The following is a 26,972-nucleotide window of genomic DNA, read 5'->3' on the forward strand; positions in this document are numbered from 1 at the left end:
GTCCTAGCAAAAATAGAAAATTCTTTCAGAAATTCTCTCCCGAACAATTATATATTTTCCAACAAGTCTTTAAAGGAAGTATAACAAACTGTTTGTCCACAGACTTCTGTATAGGAAAGGCTATCGGGAGAAATGATTTCCAACAATGGAAGTTTTTGCCCTGCAGGTGATGTATCCAAACAGAAATAATGATGCCGGTTCAGTGCATTCTGTGCCCAATGCCGCAGTATCTCATCGGCGGCCCTCAATACGATAAATTTCTCCCCCGACACTTCGGGAGAAAAACCTCCATGCATCAAATCAAACTTGATGTGCGGACGCTCACAGAACAAAGTATCCATCCGGTTGCCCAATATCAGATCTTCCGTCACGCCACACTCCAATCCACCCGACGAGGAAAGAAGCCACAGGCGGTCGGCCAGCACAAGCGCCTGCTCAATGTCGTGCGTGGATAAAAGAATGGCTCTGTTTTCTTCCACAGCCAGCCGATGCAAAAGATTCATGATTTCAATCCGACTCACCACATCCAGGAAAGCCGTCGGCTCATCCAACAGAATCAACGGACATTCCTGTACCAGCGCTTTGGCTATCATCACTTTCTGCCGCTCTCCATCCGAAAGTTCCGCCATGTAACACCGGGCCTTATGCGCAATCTCCACTGCCTGAAGCGCGTGCTCCACCAGCTGTTTGTCCTTTCTATCCAACCGCCCGAAAAATCCCGTATAAGGCTGACGCCCCAAGGCCACAAGTTCATAAACTGTAAGTCCTCCGGCCTGTGTGCGGTCGGTCAATACCACTCCGATGGTTCTCGACAGTTCCCGTTCGGAATAGTCCGACAAATCACGCCCTAACAACCTCAACCCACCCGACAAGGAAGGCTGGGCAGCAGCCAATGTGCGGAGCAGAGTTGATTTTCCAGCCCCGTTGGCCCCTAACAGACAGGTCAATTCTCCACGGAAAAGCTGAAAGTTCAACCCGGCATGCACTTCTGTCCGCTTCTTTCCCACCTGATACCCAATGGTCAGGTTTTCTCCCTCTACTACAATTTCCGATTGCCTCATCAGTTAAAATATTGGATTCGACGTTGGTTTATAATGACATAAATAATAACCGGAGCCCCCAGAATAGGTGTGACCGCATTCAAAGGAATGACTCCCGATTCGCCCGGAAGCACACAAAGCAAATTGCACAACAAAGCCAAAGCCCCACCGGAAAGCAAGGTGACCGGCATCAAGGAGTTATGATTGGAGGTGCCCAGCATCAGACGTGCCAAATGAGGAACGGCCAGCCCGATAAAAGCCACAGGGCCACAAAAAGACGTGGTTACGGCGGTCAACAATCCTGTGGCGAGTAACAGCCAATTACGTACCCGACGGATATTTATGCCCAGATTCTCGGCATAACGCGGCCCCAAAAGCAAGGCATTCAACGGTTTGATTAACAAAACCGCCGCCACCAGTCCGACCAAAGTCAGCAGCGAAAAAGCAGGGAGCTGCTCCAAGGAAACACCTCCGAAATTTCCCATTCCCCACACCATATACGATTGCACCCCTTCTGCCGTAGCAAAGAAATTCAACAGTGAAATCAGGGACGAGGCAATATAACCAATCATGATGCCGGCAATAAGCAACATGATGTTACTTTTAATCAAAGAAGACAAAAACAGAATCAGGAACAACACCGCCACAGCCCCCAGAAAGGCTCCCAGGATGACTGAAAAGAAACCGGAAAGCGTAAACACGCCCGTCGCAACAGTACCTCCTCCGGCCAGCATCACCAACGCCACTCCCAGACTGGCTCCTGAACTGATTCCCAGGATAGAGGAATCGGCCAACGGGTTGCTGAACACCGTCTGTAACATCAGTCCGGAGGCCGAGAGTGCCGCCCCACAGAGCAAGGCCGTCACACACTGTGGAAAACGTGACTCCCATACAATGTAAGTCCAACTGGCTTTCGCTGCCTCTTCTCCTCCCAAAATGCGCACCACTTCCCGTGCCGGTATATCCACCGAACCTAGAAACAAATTGGCCGCCACCAAAAGAACAATCAGGAAGGCCAGACTGATAAATACCACATAATTCTTTTTGTCCGAAACTATCATTCCGCTAATTTACTAAAATATTTCGGTTCATATCCCTCCAGCAATTCCGGATGGAAGATTTTTACCATATCTTTCAACAAGACCTCGGGATGAAAAGGCGATTCTTCGTAGAACGGAATCCGATGAGTGTTACATCCGTAAATCCGACGTTCCCGAAATGCCTTGAAGCGGGCATACAACGAATAGTCTTTCTGCAATTCCCGATAAGTTTTGTCGTGCGACTGGTTGTACTTTATCAGCCAGAAATCTGCATTTTCTCCTTTGTCGAACACTGTTTCAAAAGCCATGGGCACCGAACCACTGTTCGGCAATGCAGCAAAGACATAGGCTGCCCCGGCATCCGCATACAAACATCCCGTCGTGCTCTGCCCACCGGCGATATACCAGGCAGAACCGTATTTCAAGTCACTCAATACCGTAGGATGAAAGGTTGCTTTGGCAGCCAAAGCCTTCACCGCCAAGTATTCCTTTTCTATCTGTGCAAAAAGGGAATCACCTTTCTGCGCCTGCCCCACCAGCAAGCCATAAAAGCGCAGCCATTCGGCACGGCCCAACGGAGAAGTCTCCATATAGTCCGCACATTCTATCACAGGCACGCCCAGCTTCCCTACCCGTCCGTAACCGCCACTGTTTTCAAACGGAGAAAGCAGGATGGCATCCGGATGCAGGTCAATGATTTTTTCGATATCCGGATTCATACTGTTTCCACAGTCTACCACTGTACCCTTCCGGCATCCGTCCTGTATTTCCGGCATCTTGAAATATTCCAGGTTGCAGACGCCCTTGATACTCTTTTCGCAACCCAGCTCCTTCAGCACACTTCCATGTACCACCGAATAAACTACTGCCTGTCCCAAAGGCACACGCACCACGGTACCTTCCGGCAGATTTTCCGGCACCGGCCGTGTCTTGTCCGTCAGCAGGTAGGTATGCAGCGTTTTCAGCGTATCCCATGGATTACGGATAGAAACCATCGTATAATCCGGAAACTTCACCACCGACAAGTTGGTGGCATACTTCATTTTCAGGGTATCTCCTCCCTCCTGAACAGAAGAAGTCTTGCTTCCTCCGCCACAGGCAAAGAGAAGCAAGACTAAAGTTACTATATGGGCAGATAGTAAGATTTGTTTCATAAAACTCAATCAATAAAAACGATGGTTTTCGGGTTCTGGCCGCCGCAATCAAACTTTTCGATAAAATTTCCGTTACGGTCAAAGCGGTACATCGTACCATCTGAATTTGAATAGAAAGTCACGCCAATGTAAATGTCTCCATTCTCGTCGTCCACACTCATCATATACACACTTGAAGTGGCTAGTTCAGCGGGTGCATTTTTCAAAAAAGAAGACGAATTGACAGTAGCCGTCTTCACATCATAAGAGAAGAAAGTATTGGTCGTGCTCGTATGGGGCCAATTCGAATAATCCGTTTCCGAATTTACGAAATAGACCATATCATCGCCTACGGTCATATTGGTAGCCACTCCCAATGAAGTGGATTTATAATTGTCTTTCGGATCAATCATCTGAGCAGAATATCCCTTGTCAGCATAATTTCCCCAAGAAATCAGAAAAATCTTTCCATCCTCTTCCAACACCTGATTCGGATTGATATCTACTGTCAACGTAGTTTCCAATTGCATGGTAGCCTCATTGATGACAAACAAATCTGTATGATACTGATATCCTGCATCATTCTTAGTATAGGAATTAGCTACATACAGCTTGCCGTCACATTCTGCAATACCTTCCAGATTAGCTCCTCCCTTGAATGTAGCCACAACTTGTAAAGTATTTGCATCCAGTTTCGTAACCTGTCCACCATATTGTGTCATATAAATGTAGCCATTTTCAGCTGCCAGGTAACGAGGATCACCTTCCGAGGCAGGAATCTCATAACGCTGCTTTTCCACTCCAGCCGTATTCATTCGAATCAGGTACCTGGAACCGGAAATGATAGCATAAAGGTCATTGTTATATTCAATCATGGTCTGACCGGTATCCCCTAACTTAGCCTGATTCTGCGTATAAAAAATATCCTTGATAAAATCGGCATCCTTATCCGGTGCATAAAAAGACAAGGTCGCGTTATTCGCCCCCTGCGTTCCTTCGTTCAAAATAAATGCCCGGTGTGCAGGAAGGGTTACTTGTGAGCCACTGTCATCAAATAACTCCTCATCTTCACTACAAGCTGCCAATGAAGCCCCCAATGCCACCGTGCAGCACAAACTGAAAAATAACTTTCTAAATTGCATAATTATTTAAAATTAAAAATGAATAGCAGCTGTCAGTTTCCATGAACGTCCCGGCATCGGATAATACTTTATCACCTCGTATTGCTCATTCATGAAATTAATCAAATCGGCCTGCAATCTCAGCCTACATGTAGAGAATGAAAACTGCCGGGAAAGCGTCAACGTCTGCTCCACATAGCCTTCAATTTCATTTTCCGGAATATTCTGTGAGAAATAATATCTTTTTCCAACTCCAATCACACTATACCCCAGTTTCACCCAAGGAGTCTCCAAAATCACGGAACCATTGCCATTGTGTTCCGGCGTGTAAGGCAACTGGTCTTTGTAGCTCTTGGAAGTCGGGTCTGTCAAATCAATCGCTTTCTGCCAGGTATAACTGCCCGACACATCGGCTCTGAATCCACTTCCCAACGGAATTCCCATGGAAAGCGTGACATCCGCTCCCCATACATGCGCTTTTCCATAATTGGCCATCTTCCATACATAAGTGGAAGGAAAAGCCACAATCTTGTCTGTCACCTGATTGAAATAGACATCTCCCGTAAATGTCAGATAATCCCAAATTGCATTCTTTTTCGCTCCCCATGTCACGCCCACATTATATTCCTTGGCTTTTTCCGGACGAAGGGAACGGTTTCCCAGCCGATAATAATACAAGTCATTGAAGGTCGGCGTACGGAATGTACTTTTATACATCGCACGCAGAAAAAAATCCTGCTCGCTGAAAGGCTTCCAATTCACCGAAAAAGAAGGAGACAGTTTCTTCAGATCCGCGGGTTTTTCTCCACTCTCTACATGCTCATTGAGGTAGGTGTTGACTAAGGAAGCATCCATCTGTACGCTCCCCCATTGATAACGGGCATGCAAGGCTGTCAGCGAAGTCAGACGGGTAGGAAACGGGCAATCCGGCAGATTACTATCGAGGGTATTCACCGCCAAATCCTGTGCCAATGACAAGGAAAAGCCTGCGAAGAGCTGATACAAAACCGCTCCCGATACATAATATTCATGCTGGGTATAATGGTCGGTAGACACCCCTCCCTCATACTGTACTCCCTTATCCTGGTATTTGTTCCACGCATAATTGTATTTTGCCTGCACCTGCAACGACCATTTCTCGGAAATCTTGTCCTGATACTTGGCCTGCACAAACGCATTCTTGTCCCACAAGCGTTCATTCGAAACCGGGTTATAGAAAATCACAGCCCCCGGAAGTCCTCGTTCCGATTGGTAATAATAAGCCTTGACACTCAGTTTCTGATTCTCCTGGAAGTCATGAAACAAGTTCCACTCCGTGTGCCAGGAATTTACCTCTGAATTGCTTCTTTTTTCAGTCTGCGTATATTTCCCGTTTTTCAACAGAAAAGGATACTGTCCGTCCGACCGTAAATAATCCCCGTCGACCGACAATACCGTCCGCTTACCCAACTGCTGTCCATAACGAAAATAAGGATTGACCAGCCCGAAAGAGCCTCCCTTTGCCTGAAACAGCAACTGCCATTTCCGGTCTCCCAGAAACTCCGGACGCGAAGTCTCTATGTTCAATACACCAGCCGACGCATACAACCGGGCCGATTGAAGCATATCTTCATTCTGCCCTACGCTCAACGACAAAGACTGTACATTATCCAACGAAAAACGTCCGATATCTATCTGTCCCGCCTGACAGTTACTGACAGCCACCCCATCATAGCTGATGGCCGTATGGGCCGCTCCCATGTTACGGACAGAAACCGTTTTCAGTCCTCCCGTACCCCCATAATCACGCACATCCGTTCCCGCAAAGCGACGGACCGCATCGGCCATGTTCTGGATTCCCAAATCGTCCATTATGTCTTTTCCCAAACGTTGTACCGGAACCACGGAGGAGATTTTATTCGTCGCCCTCCGTACACTCACCGTCACATCCGGAATCTGATGCACTTTTCCCGTAATGCTGTCCGAATCGGTCTGTTGCGCAAAAACACTGCCCTCTCCTGCAAGGACACACAGACACACGAGTATAAAAAAACGATAGCCGACTACAAAGGCCGGTTCATTCCATCTTTTCATCCAAAATTCTAATTGTAATTCTACATTACGCACGTTCTTGCCATCCTTTCCTCGAGAATGCAAGCATGACTTTGTTTTGCAGGTCTTCTGACTTACTCCCGTTTGTCTTGCCTTCCCATCTTTCATTGAAAGACAGTGGCCTGGTAGTCGGTAGACAAACGTCGAAACGCTGGAGTTCACAGCAGCGGGACTGTCCGGGATTTTCACCCGATTCCCTTTTCATCCGTGATTTCGCCAAACGGAAATCCAAACGGAACAAAACATTGCAAATATACGGTTTTCTTGAAAAACAAGAATAAATTTCTACAAAATTATAGGACAATCCTTTTCTTCCTTACACATTCTTTGAAACTCCCTCAGATATTCTTCAAAACACTTCCATAAATTCTCTGTTCCACTGTTTGGTTTTTGTATTTCACACTGTGAAATATATATCCCACACTGTGGTTTTTATATCCCACACTGTGGGACAGAGAAAATATCCAGTAATTTCCATTTTTACACAAGGATGTCTGAAAAAAATGATAAGGACGAACCAAAATAAAAAATCCACAAAAATTTTCATGAAAAGCCCTTATCTACAAAACATTTTCTTACCTTCGGACATTAATATTTACACAAACCTTTACTTTTATTAATCACTTAAGGCATTATGATTTTTACGGCAGAAAATATTTTGATGATTGGGTCAATCCTGATTTTTTCCAGTATTCTTATCAGCAAGACCGGATACCGGTTTGGAATCCCTACCCTCTTACTCTTTCTGGTGGTGGGAATGCTTTTCGGAAGCGACGGATTGGGATTGCAGTTCAACAGTGCTTCGGATGCACAGTTTATTGGTATGATGGCATTGAGCATCATCCTTTTTTCCGGAGGTATGGACACGAAATACGGCGACATCAAGCCGGTACTCACTCCGGGAATTGTTCTGTCGACTGCCGGCGTCCTGCTCACCACCTTGCTGACTGGTGTGTTCATCTTTTATATTTCCGACTGGAACCAGACCAACATCGAGCTGACCTTGCTCACATCCCTGCTGCTGGCCGCCACCATGTCGTCTACCGACTCGGCGTCTGTGTTCAACCTGCTCCGTTCGCAGCGGATGAACCTGAAGCAGCATCTCCGCCCGATGCTGGAATTGGAAAGTGGAAGTAACGACCCGATGGCCTACATGCTGACCATCGTACTGATACAAGTCATCTCCAGCGGAAGCCATCCCGACTTTCTGCTCATCACGAAAGATTTGCTGGTACAGTTCTTTTTCGGAGGGGTCATCGGTTATGCCATGGGACGCTTCAGCGTATGGCTCATCAACCGCATCAACCTGTCGAACAGTTCTCTCTACTCCATCCTTCTGCTCAGTCTGGTCTTCATCACCTTTACCATTACCGACCAGCTGAAGGGAAATGCCTACCTGGCTGTGTACATCATGGGCGTGATTCTGGGAAACACCAAACTGGCTTTCCGGAAAGAAATCAATACGTTCATGAGTGGACTGACCTGGCTCTTCCAGATTATCATGTTCCTCACGTTGGGATTGCTGGTCAACCCGCACGAAATGCTCGACCTGGCCGCAGTGGCCTTGCTGATTGGTGCCTTCATGATTATCGTGGCACGTCCGCTCAGCGTATTCCTCTGCCTGCTTCCATTCCGGAACATCACCGCCAAAGGCAAATTGTTTGTCTCATGGGTCGGGTTGAGAGGAGCTACCCCCATCATTTTCGCCACCTACCCCGTACTGGCCGAAATCGAGGGTTCCCAACAGCTGTTCAACATTGTCTTTTTCATCACCCTCGTGTCACTGGTCATTCAGGGAATGACCATCACGAAGGCCGCCAAACTGCTACACTTAGACTTGCCGGCTCCCAAGGAAGGCAATGAATTTGGAGTGGAACTGCCAGACGAAATCGACACCCGCCTGAACGACCTCACCCTGACACCGGAAATGCTGGCCACCCAGAACAAGCTGGCCGACATGCAGATTCCGAAAGGTACGCTGGTCATGCTGGTGAAACGCGGCAGTGAGTTTCTCATCCCCAACGGGCAAATGGAACTGAAGCCGGGAGACAAGCTGCTGCTCATTTCCGAAAACGAACACAAGCCGGCTGATTAATCCTCAGCCAGCTTGCGTTTCAAGTATTCATAAAAATCATATTGTGCCCGCACGTCGTCATTCCCCGGTTTCCGTTTAAAGACATTCTGCAAATGATTGTCCACCCAGCAAGCCTTCCGGTTGGCCGAAAGCTGCAGGTTCAGCATATCGGTCAGTTCCTGCCGGAGCTTCCCGTCCAAAATGGGAGTGACCGCCTCGATGCGGCGATACAAATTGCGACGCATCCAGTCGGGTGAACCGATAAACACCTTTGGGTCGCCCCCGTTACCGAAATACCACACACGGGCATGCTCCAGAAACGTATCCACGATGCGGGTGACCCGAATATTCCGACTGAACGACTCTCCGGGCACCAGACAACAAATTCCTCGAACAATCAAGTCAATCTGTACCCCCGCCTCACTGGCCCGATACAGTTCGTCAATCATGGCCGTATCCTGTAGGGCGTTCATCTTCAAGATGATTCGCCCAGGCTTTCCTTTATGCACTAAATTGATTTCTTTTTGAATCAACTGTTTAAGTTCCGGCAACAAGTTAAAGCGGGCAATCAGCAGACGTTTGAAATGAGGTTCCTTCAGCTCTTTTCTCAACACACGGAACAAGGTATACATGTCCTCCACAATCTGCTTGTTGCACGTGTACAAGGCAATATCCGCATAAATTTTCGCGGTTTTCTCGTTGAAGTTCCCCGTACTGACATACGCATAGCTTCGCAAACGTTCTCCCTTGTCGTTCTCCCGAAGCACCAACGCCACCTTCGCGTGTACCTTCAACCCCGGGATGCTGAAAATGATGTCAATCCCCGCCTTCCGCATCAGCTCTGCGGTTGCCAGATTATTCTCTTCATCAAAACGGGCCTTCAATTCCACGAACACCGTGACATGCTTTCCGTTCCGGGCGGCTGCAATCAAGGCATTGATTACCTCCGAATGTTCTGCCACCCGATACTGCGTAATCATGATTTCCCGGCAGAACGGGTCACGTACGGCCTCATACAGGAAACGAATAAAATGTTCAAAACCATGATAAGGATAATAAAGCAGCATGTCGCGTTTAGCTATCCGTCGGTACATGAAATGCTTTTCGTTCATCCCTGGCAAACACATCGGCTGCGGCTTGACCATCTGTGGGATAGCCGGATTCGGGTTCGGCAGGAAGGACAGGTTTTCCAGATTCAAATGCTTGTCGCCCGGCACGAGTTCCTCCCGGTTGATGCCCAACGCTTTTACCAGTGCCTCCAAAAAATCTACCGGCATTTTCCGGTCGTACACAAAACGACAAATTGCTCCAATCTTCCGCTTCTTCACTTTCTCCTTCAGTTTTTCTACCATGCATTCTGCCGGCACATCATCTACAAACACATCGGCATCCCGCGAAATCTTGCAACAATAGCTGCATTCTACGTCGTACCCCACAAACATCTCTTGCAAGTTCGCTTTGATGATATCCTCCAGAAACATCAGATAATAGTTCCCCTCATGAAAAGGTAATTCCACAAAACGGGGCACCTTGCTATACGGCATCTTGATAAGATAATATTCCGAGTTATCCGCCCCGATTTTCCGGACTTTCACCGCCAGATACAAGCGCTTGTCACGCAAAAAGAAACGAACATTCTCCGGTTCTATTTTCATCGGTTGAAGATAAGGAAAAACTTCTTCGATAAAAAAACGGTGCACAAACTCCTTGTGGAAATCCTCTACCTCATTTTTACTCTGATAAAAGACGACATGGTTCCGCCGCAGTTCGGGAAGTATCTTTTGCTCATAAATACGTACACGATCCTCCAGCTGGTGGTTCACCACTTCCGTAATCCGCTGAATCAAGGCATGAGCCTCTCCTACCGTCATGTCTTCACTCTTTCCTCCAGAAGCTACGGCCTTGTGTTCCGCCACACGCACCTGATAAAATTCTTCTAAATTGGATGAGTAAATGGCTATAAAATTAATTCTTTCATACAAAGGAAGAGTATCGTCATCCGCTTCCAACAATACACGATGATTGAACGACAACCAGCTGATGTCGCGATTAAAATATTTATAGTGGCTTTCCATAATAGAATTCTTCAAGGTTTGGTCAAATGTACTATCTTTGTCGGACAAAAACAACAGAAAAATGAAAAGAATAGGACTTCTGTCCGATACCCATGGCTATTGGGACGAACGTTACCTGAAATATTTTGACACCTGCGATGAAATATGGCATGCCGGAGACATCGGCTCACAAGAAGTGGCCGACCGGTTGGCCGCCTTCCGCCCCCTCCGGGCCGTATATGGAAATATCGACGGTCAGGACATGCGTCTCCGTTTTCCGGAAATCAACCGCTTCCAACTAGAAGGAGCCGACGTACTGATGAAACATATTGGGGGATATCCGGGGAAGTACGACCCTTCCGTCCGGCAGATTCTCGCCACGCAACCCCCGCAACTGTTTATCAGCGGACACTCCCACATCCTAAAAGTAAAATATGACCCTCACCTGCACCTGTTGCACATCAATCCGGGAGCTGCTGGAAAATATGGTTTCCATCAAGTACGTACACTGATACGTTTCTCCATCACAGAGGGAAGTTTCTCCAATTTAGAAGTAATAGAATTAAATGATTAAAGCAAAAAAATCTTGTTGCATTCGAAAATCTTTCCGAAATTTGCAGCAAAAATAGAAACCATATATGAAAACATATTTAGTTACGGGAGCTGCCGGATTCATTGGGGCTAATTACATAAAATACATCCTGGCCAAGCACGACGACATCAAAATCATCATACTTGACGCCTTAACGTATGCAGGAAACCTGGAAACAATTTCCCACGATATCGACAATGAACGCTGCTTCTTTGTAAAAGGCAATATTTGCGACCGCAACCTGGCCGACCAGTTATTTGCCGATTACAAATTTGACTACATCGTAAACTTTGCCGCCGAAAGTCACGTAGACCGCAGCATCGAAAATCCACAACTCTTTTTACAGACAAACATTCTAGGCACACAGAACCTACTGGATGCTGCCCGCCGTGCATGGGTGACGGGAAAGGATGAAAACGGTTATCCCACCTGGAGAAAGGGAGTGCGTTTCCACCAAGTTTCGACCGATGAAGTATATGGTTCCTTAGGACCGGAAGGCTATTTCACAGAAGAAACTCCTCTTTGCCCACACAGCCCATACAGTGCTTCCAAAACCAGTGCCGACTTAATTGTCATGGCTTATCGGGATACTTACAAGATGCCGGTGACCATCAGCCGCTGTTCCAACAACTACGGCCCGTATCATTTCCCGGAAAAACTGATTCCACTGATCATCAAGAACATTCTGGAAGGGAAAAGACTTCCCGTATATGGCAACGGAACCAATGTGCGCGACTGGCTGTATGTGGAAGACCACTGCAAGGCCATCGATATGATTATCAACAAAGGTAAAGACGGAGAAATCTACAATGTAGGCGGACACAACGAGAAACAGAATATCGAAATTGTCAAACTGACCATCGCTACCATTCATCGGATAATGACCGAGCAACCCGAATACCGGAACGTGCTCAAAAAGAAGGAAATGACTGCCGACGGACAAATCAGCATTGACTGGATCAACGATTCACTGATTACCTTTGTCAAAGACCGCTTGGGACACGACCAACGTTACGCCATCGACCCAACCAAGATTACCCGTGAATTGGGATGGACACCCGAAACCAAGTTTGAAGACGGTATCGTCAAAACCATCAAATGGTATCTTGACCATCAGGCATGGGTGAAGAATGTTACCAGCGGAGAATACCAGAATTACTACGACAACATGTACAAGAATCGCTGAAAAGCAATTTCTTTATCACTTCATAGAATGTCATTCCAGAAAGCAGTTTCCAGAATGACATTTTTTATTTCCCTTTATTTGTTTTCATTTTATCTATGCATACAAATAAAACAAAATCATTTTGATAAGTTATTTCACATTTCGCTTGCATATTTACAAAATACACCTATCTTTGCAAGCAAAACAAACAATTAAAGAAATAAACAAATGAGTTACCTTATAAAACCTGTCGGCTACAAGCCGTTGCTTGACATGAAGCAAACCGAACTGGGTATCAAGCAGATTAAAGAATTTTTCCAGCAGAACCTTTCTTCCGAACTTCGCTTGCGGCGTGTAACCGCTCCATTGTTTGTTCTGAAAGGAATGGGTATCAACGACGACTTGAACGGTACGGAACGTCCGGTCACCTTCCCGATAAAAGACTTGGGCGACCAGCAGGCAGAAGTGGTTCATTCACTGGCCAAATGGAAGCGACTGACTTTGGCCGACTACCAGATTGAACCGGGCTACGGTATCTATACCGACATGAACGCGATTCGTGCCGACGAGGAACTGGGTAACATCCACTCCCTGTATGTAGACCAGTGGGATTGGGAAAGGGTCATCACGCCGGAACAGCGGACAGTAGATTTCCTGAAAAGCATCGTGACCCGCATCTATGCGGCCATGCGACGCACGGAATACATGATTTGTGAAATGTATCCGCAAATCAAATCCTTCCTGCCGCACGACGTGCATTTCATCCACTCTGAAGATTTGCTGCAGATGTACCCCGACAAGACCGCCAAGGAGCGTGAGAACCTGATTACCGAACGTTTCGGGGCTGTATTCATCATCGGTATCGGCAACAAGCTGAGCAACGGACAACCGCACGACCTGCGCGCTCCCGACTATGACGACTACACCACCATCGACCCGAAGACCGGACTGCCGGGACTGAACGGAGACTTGCTGGTATGGAACGACGTACTACAGCGCGCTTTCGAAATTTCTTCCATGGGTATCCGTGTGGACAAAGCTGCCATGCTCAAGCAACTGGAACTGGCCGGAAAAGAAGAACGTACCAAACTTTATTTCCACCAGCGCCTGCTGAACGATACATTGCCGCTCACCATCGGAGGAGGTATCGGACAGTCACGTCTGTGCATGCTTTACCTGAAAAAAGCCCACATCGGAGAAATTCAAGCCAGCATCTGGCCGGAAGAGATGCGCAAAGAATGCGCGGAACTGGGCATGCAGCTTATCTGATACAAACACACACTATTATAACCATCCCCTTGTTTCCACTCCACGGAGAGCAGAAGCAAGGGGATTCATTTTTTCAGAAAAAGCCGTTCGGACTGTTTCTACCAATTGATGGGTGTCTCGCCATGAGCCACCAGATACTCATTGGTACGGCTGAAATGCTTGTTGCCAAAGAACCCGTTGTAGGCCGACAAAGGCGAAGGATGTACGGAAGTCAACACCAGATGCTTGTTGCGGTCAATAAAAGCTCCCTTCTTCTGGGCATAAGAACCCCACAAGATAAATACCAGATGTTCTTTCTGCTCGGCCAGTGCCCGAATGGCCGCATCCGTAAACTCTTCCCACCCTCTCCGCTGATGGGAACCCGCCTGATGCGCCCGTACCGTCAACGTAGCGTTCAACAGCAGTACCCCCTGCTCTGCCCACCGGGTCAGATTCCCGCTCGCAGGCATCGGAGTGCCCAAATCGTCATGAATCTCCTTGAATATATTCTGCAAAGAAGGCGGAAACGGTACCCCATCGTTGACCGAAAAGCACAACCCATGCGCCTGTCCCGGTCCGTGATACGGGTCCTGCCCGATAATCACCACCTTCACCTTATCAAAAGGGCAAAGATTGAACGCATTGAAAATCAGCCGTCCGGGAGGATATACCGTGGTCTGCTTGTATTCCTGGCGGACAAAATCCGTCAACCGGACAAAATAATCCTTTTCAAACTCTGAGGCCAACGCCTTTTTCCATCCTTCTTCTATCTGTACATTCATACTATCCTGATTAAATGATTAATCCCAAAGATTCAACTTGTTTTTCTTCGCTTCTTCCAGTGACACCGTCTTCACCACTTTCTGCTTGTTCTTGTCACGCAAAGCCTGATACTCCTCGTTCAACGCCTCTACAAAAGCCGGACGCTGTTCCGGATTCAGCAGTTTGGCAGCCACCAGCGCATTCTGCGAAGCATCTTTCATGTACACCACCGGCGCGTGATATACGGGCGCAATCTTCAAAGCCGTGTGCAATTTCGAGGTGGTTGCCCCTCCAATCATCACCGGCACATCCACTCCCGCACGCTGCAGTTCCGTCACCACATGCACCATTTCCTCCAATGAAGGTGTAATCAGTCCGCTCAACCCTACGATATCCACTTTTTCCCGGATGGCCGTCTCCACAATTGTCTCTGCCGGTACCATCACACCCAAGTCGATAATCTCATAGTTGTTGCACGCCATGACCACCGATACGATGTTCTTTCCGATGTCGTGCACGTCGCCCTTCACCGTGGCCACCAGCACCTTTCCGGCACTGCGGGCACCCTCCTCCTTTTCCGCCTCGATATAAGGCTGGAGAATGGCTACGGCCTTCTTCATGGTACGCGCCGTTTTGACTACCTGCGGCAAGAACATCTTACCCGAACCGAACAAATCGCCCACATGGTTCATGCCCGCCATCAGCGGACCTTCAATGATGCTCACTGCATTCGGGTAACGGGAAAGCGCTTCCTGCAAGTCCTCTTCCAGATAGTCTGAAAGTCCTTTCACCAATGCATACTGCAACCGTTCTTCCACCGTGGTATCTTTACGCCACAGCAACTGAGCCTCATGTCCTTCCTGCGAAGCCGTTCCTTCCTTTTCCCGCTTCAGCCGTTCCGCCGTTTCAATCAGCCGTTCCGCCGCATCGGACCGGCGGTTCAACACCACATCTTCAATCCGTTCCAGGATATCCTGCGGAATGTCCGTATAAAGCACGGAAGTGGCCGGATTCACAATGCCCATATCCATACCCTGCTGAATGGCATGATAGAGGAACACCGCATGCATGGCCTCACGGATATAATTGTTGCCGCGGAAAGAGAACGACAAGTTGCTCACTCCTCCGCTCACATGTGCTCCCGGCAGATGCTTGCGTATCCATCCGGTAGCCTGAATGAAATCGACCGCGTAATTGTTGTGTTCTTCGATACCCGTAGCCACGGCCAGCACGTTGGGGTCGAAAATAATATCGTGTGGATTAAATCCTACCTTGTCCACCAGAATACGGTAAGCCCGTTCACAGACCTCAATCTTGCGGCTGAAGGTATCGGCCTGCCCCTTCTCGTCGAAAGCCATGACAATGACAGCCGCCCCGAGCTCTTTTACCTCACGGGCATGTGCCACAAACACGTCCTCCCCTTCCTTCAAGGAGATGGAGTTGACAATGCATTTACCCTGCACACACTTCAGTCCCGCACGAATCACTTCCCATTTGGAAGAGTCAATCATGAGGGGCACACGGGCGATTTCCGGTTCCGAAGCCACCAGGTTCAGGAAGGTGGTCATCTCTTCTGCCGCATCCAGCAGTCCGTCGTCCATATTGACATCGAGAATCAATGCCCCGTCTTCCACCTGCTTGCGGGCGATGGACAAAGCCTCCTCGTATTTCTTCTCGTTGATGAGCCGGAGGAACTTCCGCGAACCTGCCACGTTGCAGCGTTCCCCCACATTCACGAAATTGATTTCGGGTGACACTTCCAGCAGTTCCAGTCCCGACAGCCACATATACTTGTGCGGCTGCACCGGCACACGAGGCTGCACCCCCCGAATCAAATCCTGATATTTGGCTATATATTTTTCCGTGGTACCACAACATCCACCAATGATGTTGACCAGTCCTTCGTCGATATATTCCTTCACCTCGGCCGCCATATCTTCCGGCGTCTGGTCATACTGTCCCAGTGTGTTCGGCAATCCGGCATTCGGATACGCACTGACATAATAAGGTGCACGGGCAGCCAGTCTTTCCAAAAAAGGCTTCAACTGACGGGCCCCGAACGAACAGTTCAGTCCGATAGAGAAAATATCCGCATGTTCCACTGAAGCCAGAAACGCATCCAGTGTCTGTCCCGACAACGTACGTCCACCCACATCCGATACCGTAACCGACAGCATCAGAGGAACCTTCCGACCCGTTTTTTCCATCGAAAGTTCCGCCGCCCGAATCGCCGCCTTGGCATTCAGCGTATCGAAAATGGTTTCGATGAGCAAGGCATCCACCCCGCCTTCCAGCAAGGCTTCCATCTGCTCGCAATAAGCCTCCTGCAATTCATCGAAGGTCAATGCCCGGAAAGCCGGATTGTTCACATCCGGACTCATGGAGCACGTCTTGTTGGTCGGCCCCACAGACCCCGCCACAAAACGAGGCTTCTCCGGATTCAAAGCTGTAAACTCATCGGCTATCCGACGGGCCAAACGGGCAGCTGCCAGATTGATTTCCCGGCAATAGGCCTCCACATGATAGTCGGCCATCGACACCGAAGTGGCATTAAACGTATTGGTTTCAATAATGTCGGCTCCCGCTTCAAGGTATTTCCGGTGAATGTCTTCTATCACCTCCGGACGCGTGAGGCACAGCAGGTCGTTGTTTCCTTTCAGCTGTCCCTTTGCCTCCTTGAAACGTTCCCCACGGAAATCCGCTTCCGACAAATTATATTGCTGTATCATCGTACCCATTGCCCCGTCGAGCACCAGGATACGTTCCCGTATCAGTTGTGGTATTGTCTTTGTCTGCATAGGCATGCCTACCCTTTAATCGTTTGGTTTAGCGTTTGAACATGCGGTCCATCATCCGCCGGTCTTCTTTCTCTTTCAATGTCTGACGTTTGTCATACTGTTTCTTACCCTTGGCCAGCGCAATGACCACCTTGGCCAGTCCACGCTCGTTGATATACATGCGGGTAGGCACAATGGTAAAGCCCGGCTCCTCGGAGGTGCGCTGCAGTTTCCGCAGTTCCTTCTTGGTCAGCAGCAGCTTACGGTCGCGCCGCGCCGTATGGTTGTTGTACGAACCGTAAAAATACTCGGCAATGTGCATGTTCTTCACCCACAGTTCCCCACGGGAGAAGAAGCAGAACGTATCTACCAGACTCGCCTTCCCTTGCCGGATGGACTTGATTTCCGTACCGGTCAGCACGATTCCTGCGGTGTACGTATCGATGAATTCATAATCGAACGATGCCCGCTTGTTCTTGATATTAATATTATTTGCAACTGGTCTCATCAATTCAAAATTACAGACAATTTATTAAACACAGATTCTATCACTATCGGAGAAAGCAGAATCAAGATGGAAGCTACCACCGTATACGACGTCAGCTTGCTTTCCGCAATACCTAAAAAGCGCCGTGCCCCTTCAAACACAACCAACACCGTATACAACTGCAATATCCAGTGCAGGATTTCAATGGAAACCAGTCCGTTCACTATGTCAAGCACAAACAAGACTGTCATGGAATACCCTACGAACACCTGCAGCTTATCTTTCGGAAGATATTTGTCAAACCACCTCCAACTGATTTTGTCGAGCAGGTATGCAGCCAGGAAAAAACCTCCAAACAAGGCCACGGCTACGGCACAGCAACGAGTCAGTGCCCATTGAAAAAATTCCGTACTGACATCACGTCCGATAAAGGTACCAATAAATTCCGATAAACCGCACAATCCGATCAACGGATAAACATATTCTGACATCATTCGGTTTCCTTCTCCTTCGGATGCCTCTTTTTCCCAAAAACGTCCGGGCGAAGAAAGCAAAAATGCCATTTTATGAAACAATTCTTTATAATTCATTCTTAATTCTTTTCATTATGCGACGAAACGAAATGCAAATTTACAAAAAAGAATGAGATATGAGAAAGAGCCGAATATCTTTTCAAGCTATTTAAATGTCCCTTAAACAAGAGGCAAAAATAAAAGGGAAATCAATCCGACTGAAAAACACTTTCGCATCTGAAACAAAATGTCCGGGCGTTTTGCTCCAAGTTTTCTAAAGGCTTCCAATGTCATCAAGAATCGACTTTTAACGTTCCGAATAATTTATGTTAATTTCTTATCTCATCCCCTTCCTAAATCAATTTATGTTCTTTACTTTTGCGTTTGACAATAGTGTAAAACTTATAAAAACATGTATAAAATAGGGATTGACATGGGCTCTACCACAGTCAAAGTGGTAACCATCGATGAAAAAGGAAACCTCATATTTTCAAAATACAAACGACATCATGCAAAAGCAAAAGAGACCGTAACAAATATCCTCCAAGAGCTGCTGAATAAAATCGGTGACGCAGATGTGTATCTTTGTCTCACCGGCTCAGTAGGTATGGGTTTGTCAGAACAATATTCATTGCCCTTTGTCCAAGAGGTTGTAGCAGCCACCAAAGCCATCCAGCAACATTATCCACAAATCACTTCCATGATTGACATTGGTGGAGAAGATGCAAAAATCGTCTTCTTCACTCATGGCCAGCCTACTGATTTAAGAATGAACGGAAATTGTGCTGGAGGAACAGGAGCATTCATCGACCAAATGGCCGTAATTCTCGGCACAGATGTGGAAGAGCTGAACAAACTCGCGCTTAAGGCTACCCGCATATATCCGATAGCATCCCGATGCGGTGTATTTTGCAAGACAGATATCCAGAATCTGGTGGCTAGAAACGTAAGCAGAGAAGACATCGCTGCTTCCATCTTTCATGCTGTAGCCGTACAAACCGTAGTCACTCTAGCACATGGATGGGATATCAAAGCACCGGTTCTTTTCTGTGGTGGCCCGTTAACCTTTATTCCTGCCCTTCGAAAAGCTTTCATAGAATATCTTCACTTACAAGCAGAAGACATCGTGCTGCCTGAAAACGGCACTCTGCTACCTGCTTTGGGTGCAGCACTTTCATCTACACAAAAAGCTTCAACATACAAACTTTCCCAATTGACAGACCAACTGCGTATCCCCGGATATTCCAATCGCTCATCACAAGGACTACCTCCGATTTTCTCCACAGCCGACGAGCACAAAAAATGGGAAAACAGAATCTCCACACATCAATTAAAAGCAACTCACTGGAAATCAGGAATACAAGATGTTTACATTGGAATTGATTCCGGTTCCACCACCACAAAGATTGTTGTAACTGACCCAGATGACCAAATACTGTTCACCTATTACCAACCCAACGGCGGACATGCCATCGAAACCGTATCCGAAGGACTGAATTTACTGAAAACGCAATGTGAAGCACATCACACAACCCTCTGTATTAAAGGAAGCTGTTCCACCGGCTATGGGGAAGACCTGATCAAAGCGGCTTTCCAGTTAAATGCAGGAATCGTAGAAACTATTGCACATTACGTAGCTGCTCATTACCTGGACCCAGAGGTCTCATTCATTCTTGACATCGGTGGGCAAGACATGAAAGCCATCTTCGTTCATCAGGGAATCATCGACCGGATTGAAATCAACGAAGCCTGCTCTTCCGGATGCGGCTCTTTCATCGAGACATTTGCCCACACACTGGGATATACAGCTCAAGAATTCTCACAGGCTGCCTGCCGTGCTTCCGAGCCCTGCGATTTAGGATCCAGATGTACTGTTTTTATGAACTCAAAAGTAAAACAAGTCCTGCGGGAAGGCGCAACCATAGATGACATCGCAGCCGGACTGGCTTATTCCGTGATGAAAAACTGCCTGTATAAGGTCCTGAAATTAAAAGATGCAGCCGAACTTGGCAACCACATTGTAGTACAAGGAGGAACCATGCGAAACGATGCCGTAGTACGTGCCCTGGAACGATTGACCGGAACAGAAGTCATCCGGTGTAACAAACCAGAACTGATGGGAGCTTTCGGTTGTGCTTTATATGCCCGCCGCCACAGCCAGACTTCACTCTCGCTAGAAGATATTCTTTCAAAAGCCCATTATACGACTCACACCCTGCATTGCAAAGGATGCGACAACCACTGCCAAGTGTTCCGCTATCGATTCGACAACGGAAAGAATTATTACTCTGGTAATCGATGTGAAAAAATTTTCACAAACGGTTCCAAGGAAGAAGCCGGTGAAAACGCATATCACTTCAAGAACCAGCAACTGTTTCAACGCACTCAGTTTGAAGTCCCGACTCCCCGAATGACCATCGGTATCCCCAGAAGCCTGAATATGTATGAGGATTTTCCTTTCTGGCACACTCTGTTCACGACATGTGGCATACGGGTCTTGCTATCTGGAAAGTCAGACTTTAAAGATTACGAACAGAATGCCCGGAAAGTCATGTCCGACAATATCTGCTTCCCAGCCAAACTGGTACATGCTCATATACAACAATTAATAGACCAAAAAGTAGACCGAATCTTCATGCCTTTCGTCATTTTCGAGAAGAAAGGCAATGAACAAAACAGCTACAACTGCCCCATCGTGACTGGATATGCAGAAGTTATCAAAAGTGTACAAAACATGGGAATCCCCATCGACTCGCCATCCATCTCCTTCAAAGAAAGAGATTTGCTATATACACAATGTGCCTATTACCTGAAAGAACTGGGAGTGGAAGAATCCTGTATCCGAAAAGCCTTTGCTCAAGCAGAGCAAGCACAAGACAAATTCCAGCAGTCACTGACCAAGTATAATCTGCAATTGCTGGAAAAAGCCCGGAAACAACATCATCCGATAATTCTTCTGGCCGGACGACCTTATCATACCGACATGCTGATTCAACATAAAATTTCCGATATACTGGCAGACATGGGAATCGATGTCATCACAGACGACATCGTACGTAACTTGCCTCAAGACATGAATCATACGCATTTTTTGGCACAATGGTCTTATCCCAACCGGATTCTGAAAGCTGCACAATGGTGTGCTACACAAGGGACAGACGTGCAGTTCATCGAAATGACGTCTTTCGGATGCGGACCTGATGCTTTTCTAACAGACGAAGTTCGCGACATACTGATTCGAAAAGGAAAGCCCTTCACCCTTCTCAAACTGGACGACATCAGCAACGTGGGCTCCATGAAACTCCGTATCCGTTCACTGACAGAAAGTATGAAGCTCTTTCATGAAACTGAAATGGACAGAAAGGAAACACCTGTTTCCACGACTCCTGTAGTCAGTGAGAGTGACCTTCGTCACAAAAAAATTCTGTTGCCGTTCTTCACGCCATTCATTTCTCCACTAATTCCCGCCATCATGCATTTAGCCGGATACGACACGGAGAACCTGGCACTCAGTAATACGGAATCGTGTGAATGGGGATTGAAGTATGCCAACAATGAGGTATGCTATCCAGCTACCTTGATTGTGGGCGATGTCATCAAAGCTTTCAAGAGCGGAAAATACAACCCGGAACAGACCATCGTCGCCATGACCCAAACCGGCGGGCAGTGTCGTGCCAGCAACTACCTGCCGCTCATTCAGAAAGCATTGGAAGAAGCAGGCTATCCGTCCACCCCGGTCATATCATTGACTTTCGGACGTTCGATGGAAACCGGGCAGCCCGGTTTCAAGATAAACTGGATAAAAATCTTGCCGGTAGCGCTCCGCAGTATTCTTTACAGTGACTGCATCGCTAAATTCTATTACGCGGCTGCCGTGCGTGAGAAGGAACCCGGACAGGCTAAACTACTTCGGGATAAATACCTGAAGCAGGCCGAAAAACTGCTACTGGCCAGCCGGAGCAAAGAATTATGGAAGCTGATGTCGCAGGCCGCCGAAGAATTCAATTCCATTTCCCGCAACATCGACTGTCCCAAAGTGGGAGTGGTAGGAGAAATTTTCCTGAAATTCAACCCTTTCGCACAGAAAAACATCATTGAGTGGCTGACGGAACAGGGCATTGAAGTGGTACCTTCCGTCCTGACCGATTTCTTCATGCAAAACTTCGTCAACCGGAAAGCCCGGATAGAATCGCATATTCAGAAAGAAACACTCCCCGTTTTCGTCTACAAGTCGGCCTACCTGCTGATCAAGAAACAGATTGAAAAAGCCAACCGGATTGGAAAGGAATTCCGCTACTTCGTCCCCTTCAAGGACATCTTTGAAGAAGCAGAGGAAGCCCAGAAGGTTATCTCATTAAACGCTCAATTCGGCGAAGGCTGGCTGCTTCCGGCAGAAATCATGTCGTATGCCCGCCAAGGAATCTACAATGTGGTCAGCCTGCAACCTTTTGGCTGTATTGCCAACCACATCGTATCGAAAGGCATAGAAAAACGTATCAAACATTTCTACCCCGAAATGAACATCCTTTCCCTGGATTTTGACAGCGGAGTCAGTGACGTCAACGTTACCAACCGCCTGCTATTGTTCATTGACCACTTAAAATAACGAATACCATGACTGAAGAAAAAAAACTCAACCTAGAAAACAAAATTCTGCAAACTGCCAAATCCTTGTTCATGGAAAAAGGCTACTCTGATACCAGCATGAGCGAGATTGCCGAACGAGTAGGCATCAATCGTCCGGGATTACATTATTATTTCAGAACAAAAGATAAAATGTTTCATGCTGTCTTCGGCATGATTATCCAATCCATCATCCCCCAGCTCCAAAACATCATACAACAAAAGGACCGGTCCTTTCCTGAACGGATTGAACAAGTAGTAGACGTGTATTACCGCATGTGGCTGCAGAATCCTTATCTGCCATTGTTCGTAGTAAGGGAAATGCACCGCGACATGAACTTTATGCTTACAGCTTTCCAAAACTTAAACATATCCCATTTCTTTGAAAATCTGAAAGACTGCCTACAGGAAGAGATGAACAGTGGAAAACTACGGAAAGTACCATCACGCATGGTTTTTTTCACATTCTACAGCGCACTGATATTTCCCTTTATTTCACGCAATCTGGTGAATACGACTATGCTGGATGAAGATGAAAACTTCGAAGATTTACTGACAGAATGGAAACCCTACATTGTCCGTCAGATGGTAAATCTCTTATGCATATCAGAATAAGAAAAAGACTCTCTTTCACGTTGTTTTTCACCTTGCTGAAAGAGAGTCTTTCTGCTTCATTCATCTTGATGTGGTAATACTTCCAATACTTTCACCGCAACTTTCGAAGCTGCCTCAACCAACTGCACAAGTGCCAAACTCCCAATACCTCAAAGAAAAGGCCTGTCTGGAAATGGCATATTCCCCAATGAGTATTTCCAGTCCCTTTCAATGTCAGAAGCATAATTCCGGAAACCACGGTCAGCAAATACATAACAGAAAGAAAGCAGGTCACTTTACTGTGCCTTCCAAAACCTTTCCCCAAATTCCGATACCATCCCCAATGCGCTTTTATATGTATCCAAGAACATACTAAAAACGACCAGGCACACAACAGATGCACAGCTGTCCATAACCGATTCCCTTGCTGTCACAGCCATGTCCGACGGCATGCATACTCAAGCCGCTAAGCAGTGTCAGCAGAAACAAACGCCTCAACGTAATGTCAGTGCGATAAAGCCACTTTCTATTCATATTCTTTCCTTTTTAAAATTGCCTGATGCCGACAAACCTTCATACATTTCAGACAACCGATACAACGGTCAGTATTCCTGATTACAGCATGCTTGTGCCACAACAGCTGAATTTTACCTATCACCTGCTCAGGGCATACTTTCATGCAGTCAATACACCCTATACACCGATGAGCATCAAGCTGAGTGTATTCCGTCTGGTATCGCCTATGACTTTCTCTACATACAATCGAAGTAATTCTTTGAAGGCAATGGTATGCTCTATATACCGATGCAGGTTGTTTTGGAGAGGCAAATTCCCCCGCATGGCATAGCCCACAAGCTCCAGAATGGAAAGCGCAAGACGCTGAATAAATGATTTGAACATCTCTTTGTCTTTTTCTCTTTCAGCCAACATACGGAATAACTACTCCATATCTCTCCGCAGTGAAACGGGCAACATAACGGTTTGAGAACTTAATATATATTACCCAAAGACTCTTTTCTGAATTTCCTCCACAAACGTGCTGTCCACAAAGAGAACATAGGCTGACAGACCTGAAGAATTTAGAAGTTCATATACCTGTCCAGGCTGTGTCATCATTACTGTCCCTGCGGTTATCTGATAAGTCTTAAAGTCAATACATATCTCATACTCACCAGCTTCCACAAAACCAAACATATAATAATCGTCCTGATGCGTATACGTCACAGGGGTATCTTGCGACACACCTGGCAAAAATCGGCGAAGATAAATTCCCATTTCCAAAAGATTGGAAACTTTATGCTGAGGTAACTTTGACACTTTTCTCCTAAAGATTAAATCTATTTCACGAACTTGTAAAAATACTAAATTCTTCAAATCTTCCCATTTTATTGAACCTTTTCCGCTCCTATTTGTTTTCTATACAATTACCATAAATATTTATATTTACTCACTACCCACAAACGAGAAAACTAGTTAAGAAAACTTACCTTGAAACCATTGCGTCTGAGCAAGCTATTCTTCCCCTATCAATACAATTACAATTTCAATAAACCTCCGTACACTATCTTACCAACAATGAGTAAATTATTCTCCAAAGATATAATAAAAAAAATTCATTAACCATACCTAAACAAACATCATGAAAACAAACCAGATTTTACAACTGATACTTATCTGTATCATTTTTCCCTTATCTGCATGCTCGGTCTCTCACACGCATGACGGAACCTACGAAGGTATACTGCCGGCTGCAGATTGTCCCGGCATTTACATCATGCTGACAATCGATGGAAACAAATACGAACTGCTGGAAAAGTATCTTACACGGCCTGAAACATTTGTCACTTATGGAGATATCAAACAACAAGGACAAACGCTTCATTTGGACAATCAAATGGAATTTACATGTGATTCCAATCACCTGTCATATAAAAATATAAGTTTAAGACAAGTTTCTACCCAAAACTCACTACCTGAGATTTTCATCTCACAGTCACTCAAGGAAAACCAAAGCGGAGAAGATGCCCTTCTCAAAGTATACAGCCGGAAAGGAAAGCAGTTTGCTGATTTTTATTTCAGAGATAACAAATACAACTTGGAGGAGAGTTCACAAAATGATTCCATAAAAGAATATGCCGATGCAGGAAAACACATAAAGCTTTCTCTACCTGTACCACGGCTTTCTTCATTACAAGAACTGACTTTCAAGAATGATACTGCTGCATACACCTTTACCCTATTGACACCTTGCAACAATATCTACCGTATAACTGATGAAAAGGAGGAAAATGTTCTTCCAAACATATTGGACGTCATCTATTACAATGACGGACAACAGGCCTTTGTAAAACTGCTTCATTCCACGCTTTCAAACTGTTATACACTACCTCAGACTGAAGCTTCCGCCAAGACGGCAATCTATACAGACGGACAAACAGAATGGCAACTTCTGAATCATCGCAATGCGGTATTGATTACCAATCATCAGAAATATGAATACATAGAAGAATAAATAAAATAGAAATAATAAATCTAAACAACAAAGACTATGATACAAATCATACTTGAATACCTAATCGTAAGCATTATTTGCTTTTTCTTTACCCTCATATCCATTTATCGGGCTCCCACAGATATTGAACTTTGGGGAAAAGAAACAGACTAAACCTGCCAGTAAGAACGACTCAATTCATAAATACCCCCAATAGTTTTACGTGTAACTTTGGGGGTAATTTTACTTAATTTAATTGATATGAATTCAATGTAAATGAATAAAAATCCTTGCTGACAGCTGAAATAAAACAAAGAATTCTTTACCCAAAAGTATCACAAAATTATTCTTACTCATTTCTATTTCATTCTTTTGGGGAGTGAAAAATATGGCTTTACACTTCCTCAAAACCCTTCATTCAGTATTCTTTACTGATTGTCCATATTCAACCGCGACATTTCCGTCTCGGCCGCACTCTGATTCTTCATCTTCTTTTCCGTGCGGAAGCGATAAGTAATCGTGAAACCGACTTTTCGGGTTTCCTCCTTTCCGACACTGTGCATGATAATATCATTCAGACGGGCTGAAGCACGCGTATTGTTCTTATTGAAAATGTCGTAAGCATCCAATGAAAGTTGAAGCTTGTCTTTCAGGAACGATTTCTTCAAACTCAAGTTGAAGGAGGTATAACTCTTCGCTTCGTACAACTGATAATAGCCTCTGGAACCATAATTAAAATCAGCAGACAACAGGAATCCGGAAGGAAGTGTGAAACTGTTGTTGAAGTTCACCATCACCAATGGACGCCCGGCTTTTAGGACACTTTCGTTCGGCCCCGGATAACTGAAGAAGGTCTTCATGCAGGTCAGCGTAAGCGAAGGCATCCACCACTTCACTGGATATTGCATATTTACCATACCCGTCAGATTATGCATTTTATCAAAATTATCCATGCTGTTTCCAATCCCAATCAAATCGTCCTTTTCCCACAAAGAATAGATGAGAATATTCCATCGGACGATCCTGTACGTATTCTGAATGCTATGGTTGACAATCTTGACCTTAGTTCGTTCCATAAATTGTATAAGGAGTTCGGCCGTTCTCCCTATCACCCACGAATGATGCTCAAAGCTGTTTTGTATGCCTATATGAACAATATCTATTCCTG

General features: G+C 46.2%; 23 protein-coding genes and 1 riboswitch. Of the genes, 8 read left to right on the forward strand and 15 right to left on the reverse strand.

Features of this window, described 5'->3' with window-relative positions:
- Positions 1-47 precede the first annotated feature (47 nt).
- Genes OCV81_RS10965 through OCV81_RS10985 form a run of 5 tightly spaced genes read right to left on the reverse strand, consistent with a single transcriptional unit; the run spans position 48 to position 6,407 of the window.
- Complete coding sequence (locus OCV81_RS10965) at positions 48-1,061, reverse strand: ABC transporter ATP-binding protein (RefSeq protein ID WP_148330045.1); 1,014 nt, start codon at positions 1,059-1,061, stop codon at positions 48-50.
- Positions 1,061-2,101, reverse strand: coding sequence for an iron ABC transporter permease (locus OCV81_RS10970; protein ID WP_148330046.1), 1,041 nt, complete (start codon positions 2,099-2,101; stop codon positions 1,061-1,063). The genes OCV81_RS10965 and OCV81_RS10970 overlap by 1 nt, the downstream gene beginning before the upstream one ends.
- Entirely contained in the window at positions 2,098-3,234 is a 1,137-nt protein-coding gene (locus OCV81_RS10975; RefSeq protein WP_148330047.1) for an ABC transporter substrate-binding protein, read from the reverse strand. The genes OCV81_RS10970 and OCV81_RS10975 overlap by 4 nt, the downstream gene beginning before the upstream one ends.
- Positions 3,235-3,239: 5 nt before the next feature.
- Entirely contained in the window at positions 3,240-4,355 is a 1,116-nt protein-coding gene (locus tag OCV81_RS10980; protein ID WP_148330048.1) for a YncE family protein, read from the reverse strand.
- 12 nt (positions 4,356-4,367) lie between these two features.
- Entirely contained in the window at positions 4,368-6,407 is a 2,040-nt protein-coding gene (locus OCV81_RS10985) for a TonB-dependent receptor plug domain-containing protein (RefSeq protein WP_148330049.1), read from the reverse strand.
- 60 nt (positions 6,408-6,467) lie between these two features.
- A riboswitch (cobalamin riboswitch) is annotated at positions 6,468-6,681 on the reverse strand.
- Between the two features lie 378 nt (positions 6,682-7,059).
- Here OCV81_RS10985 and OCV81_RS10990 point away from each other — a divergent pair.
- Positions 7,060-8,520 (forward strand): potassium/proton antiporter, encoded by a 1,461-nt coding sequence (locus tag OCV81_RS10990; RefSeq protein ID WP_148330050.1) that lies wholly within the window; start codon positions 7,060-7,062, stop codon positions 8,518-8,520.
- Here OCV81_RS10990 and OCV81_RS10995 read toward each other — a convergent pair.
- Positions 8,517-10,574, reverse strand: coding sequence for an RNA degradosome polyphosphate kinase (locus OCV81_RS10995; RefSeq protein ID WP_148330051.1), 2,058 nt, complete (start codon positions 10,572-10,574; stop codon positions 8,517-8,519). The two genes, OCV81_RS10990 and OCV81_RS10995, sit on opposite strands and share 4 nt — an antisense overlap.
- A gap of 61 nt (positions 10,575-10,635) precedes the next feature.
- On the opposite strand from OCV81_RS10995, the gene OCV81_RS11000 reads away from it, so the two are divergent.
- The 3 genes from OCV81_RS11000 (at position 10,636) to asnA (ending at position 13,579) form a co-directional block, all read left to right on the forward strand.
- On the forward strand, positions 10,636-11,127 hold the full coding sequence (locus OCV81_RS11000) for a metallophosphoesterase family protein (protein WP_148330052.1): 492 nt from the start codon (positions 10,636-10,638) through the stop codon (positions 11,125-11,127).
- Between the two features lie 64 nt (positions 11,128-11,191).
- Positions 11,192-12,331 carry a dTDP-glucose 4,6-dehydratase gene (gene rfbB, locus OCV81_RS11005; RefSeq protein ID WP_148330053.1) on the forward strand — a complete coding sequence of 380 codons (1,140 nt, stop codon included), beginning with the start codon at positions 11,192-11,194 and terminating at the stop codon, positions 12,329-12,331.
- A gap of 207 nt (positions 12,332-12,538) precedes the next feature.
- On the forward strand, positions 12,539-13,579 hold the full coding sequence (gene asnA / locus OCV81_RS11010; protein WP_148330054.1) for an aspartate--ammonia ligase: 1,041 nt from the start codon (positions 12,539-12,541) through the stop codon (positions 13,577-13,579).
- Positions 13,580-13,677: 98 nt separating this feature from the next.
- Here asnA and ung read toward each other — a convergent pair whose 3' ends face one another.
- The 4 genes from ung to OCV81_RS11030 are packed head-to-tail and all read right to left on the reverse strand — an operon-like array spanning position 13,678 to position 18,174.
- A complete protein-coding gene (gene ung, locus OCV81_RS11015) occupies positions 13,678-14,340 on the reverse strand; it encodes a uracil-DNA glycosylase (protein WP_148330055.1) in 663 nt (220 codons plus the stop codon).
- 18 nt (positions 14,341-14,358) lie between these two features.
- Positions 14,359-17,118 carry a methionine synthase gene (metH, locus tag OCV81_RS11020; protein ID WP_148330056.1) on the reverse strand — a complete coding sequence of 920 codons (2,760 nt, stop codon included), beginning with the start codon at positions 17,116-17,118 and terminating at the stop codon, positions 14,359-14,361.
- Between the two features lie 28 nt (positions 17,119-17,146).
- Complete coding sequence (gene smpB, locus OCV81_RS11025) at positions 17,147-17,605, reverse strand: SsrA-binding protein (protein WP_022354222.1); 459 nt, start codon at positions 17,603-17,605, stop codon at positions 17,147-17,149.
- On the reverse strand, positions 17,605-18,174 hold the full coding sequence (locus OCV81_RS11030; RefSeq protein ID WP_148330057.1) for a Yip1 family protein: 570 nt from the start codon (positions 18,172-18,174) through the stop codon (positions 17,605-17,607). The genes smpB and OCV81_RS11030 overlap by 1 nt, the downstream gene beginning before the upstream one ends.
- A 334-nt stretch (positions 18,175-18,508) precedes the next feature.
- Here OCV81_RS11030 and OCV81_RS11035 point away from each other — a divergent pair, with 334 nt between their 5' ends.
- Positions 18,509-22,702 (forward strand): acyl-CoA dehydratase activase, encoded by a 4,194-nt coding sequence (locus tag OCV81_RS11035; RefSeq protein ID WP_148330058.1) that lies wholly within the window; start codon positions 18,509-18,511, stop codon positions 22,700-22,702.
- 8 nt (positions 22,703-22,710) lie between these two features.
- Complete coding sequence (locus OCV81_RS11040; protein ID WP_148330059.1) at positions 22,711-23,334, forward strand: TetR/AcrR family transcriptional regulator; 624 nt, start codon at positions 22,711-22,713, stop codon at positions 23,332-23,334.
- 351 nt (positions 23,335-23,685) lie between these two features.
- On the opposite strand, the gene OCV81_RS11045 is transcribed toward OCV81_RS11040, so the two are convergent.
- The 4 genes from OCV81_RS11045 to OCV81_RS11055 all read right to left on the reverse strand — a co-directional run bounded on the left by OCV81_RS11045 (position 23,686) and on the right by OCV81_RS11055 (position 24,687).
- Positions 23,686-23,847, reverse strand: coding sequence for a hypothetical protein (locus OCV81_RS11045; protein ID WP_262640332.1), 162 nt, complete (start codon positions 23,845-23,847; stop codon positions 23,686-23,688).
- Entirely contained in the window at positions 23,840-24,085 is a 246-nt protein-coding gene (locus OCV81_RS17865) for a 4Fe-4S dicluster domain-containing protein (RefSeq protein WP_394802537.1), read from the reverse strand. The genes OCV81_RS11045 and OCV81_RS17865 overlap by 8 nt, the downstream gene beginning before the upstream one ends.
- Positions 24,007-24,213, reverse strand: coding sequence for a hypothetical protein (locus OCV81_RS11050; protein WP_148330061.1), 207 nt, complete (start codon positions 24,211-24,213; stop codon positions 24,007-24,009). Before OCV81_RS11050 ends, OCV81_RS17865 begins: the two co-directional genes overlap by 79 nt.
- Before the next feature lie 99 nt (positions 24,214-24,312).
- Positions 24,313-24,687 (reverse strand): AraC family ligand binding domain-containing protein, encoded by a 375-nt coding sequence (locus OCV81_RS11055; RefSeq protein ID WP_148330062.1) that lies wholly within the window; start codon positions 24,685-24,687, stop codon positions 24,313-24,315.
- Positions 24,688-24,952: 265 nt separating this feature from the next.
- Between OCV81_RS11055 and OCV81_RS11060 the strand changes: the two genes are divergently transcribed.
- On the forward strand, positions 24,953-25,825 hold the full coding sequence (locus tag OCV81_RS11060; RefSeq protein WP_148330063.1) for a copper resistance protein NlpE N-terminal domain-containing protein: 873 nt from the start codon (positions 24,953-24,955) through the stop codon (positions 25,823-25,825).
- A gap of 407 nt (positions 25,826-26,232) precedes the next feature.
- Here the strand turns inward: OCV81_RS11060 and OCV81_RS11065 are convergent, their stop codons facing one another.
- Complete coding sequence (locus OCV81_RS11065) at positions 26,233-26,757, reverse strand: outer membrane beta-barrel protein (RefSeq protein WP_317259224.1); 525 nt, start codon at positions 26,755-26,757, stop codon at positions 26,233-26,235.
- On the opposite strand from OCV81_RS11065, the gene OCV81_RS11070 reads away from it, so the two are divergent.
- Positions 26,734-26,972 (forward strand): transposase (locus OCV81_RS11070; RefSeq protein WP_148330064.1); only part of this gene is annotated, 239 nt, incomplete at its 3' end. The genes OCV81_RS11065 and OCV81_RS11070 overlap by 24 nt on opposite strands.

Origin of the sequence: Phocaeicola fibrisolvens (assembly GCF_025567125.1) — a bacterium.
Taxonomy (GTDB): domain Bacteria; phylum Bacteroidota; class Bacteroidia; order Bacteroidales; family Bacteroidaceae; genus Phocaeicola; species Phocaeicola fibrisolvens.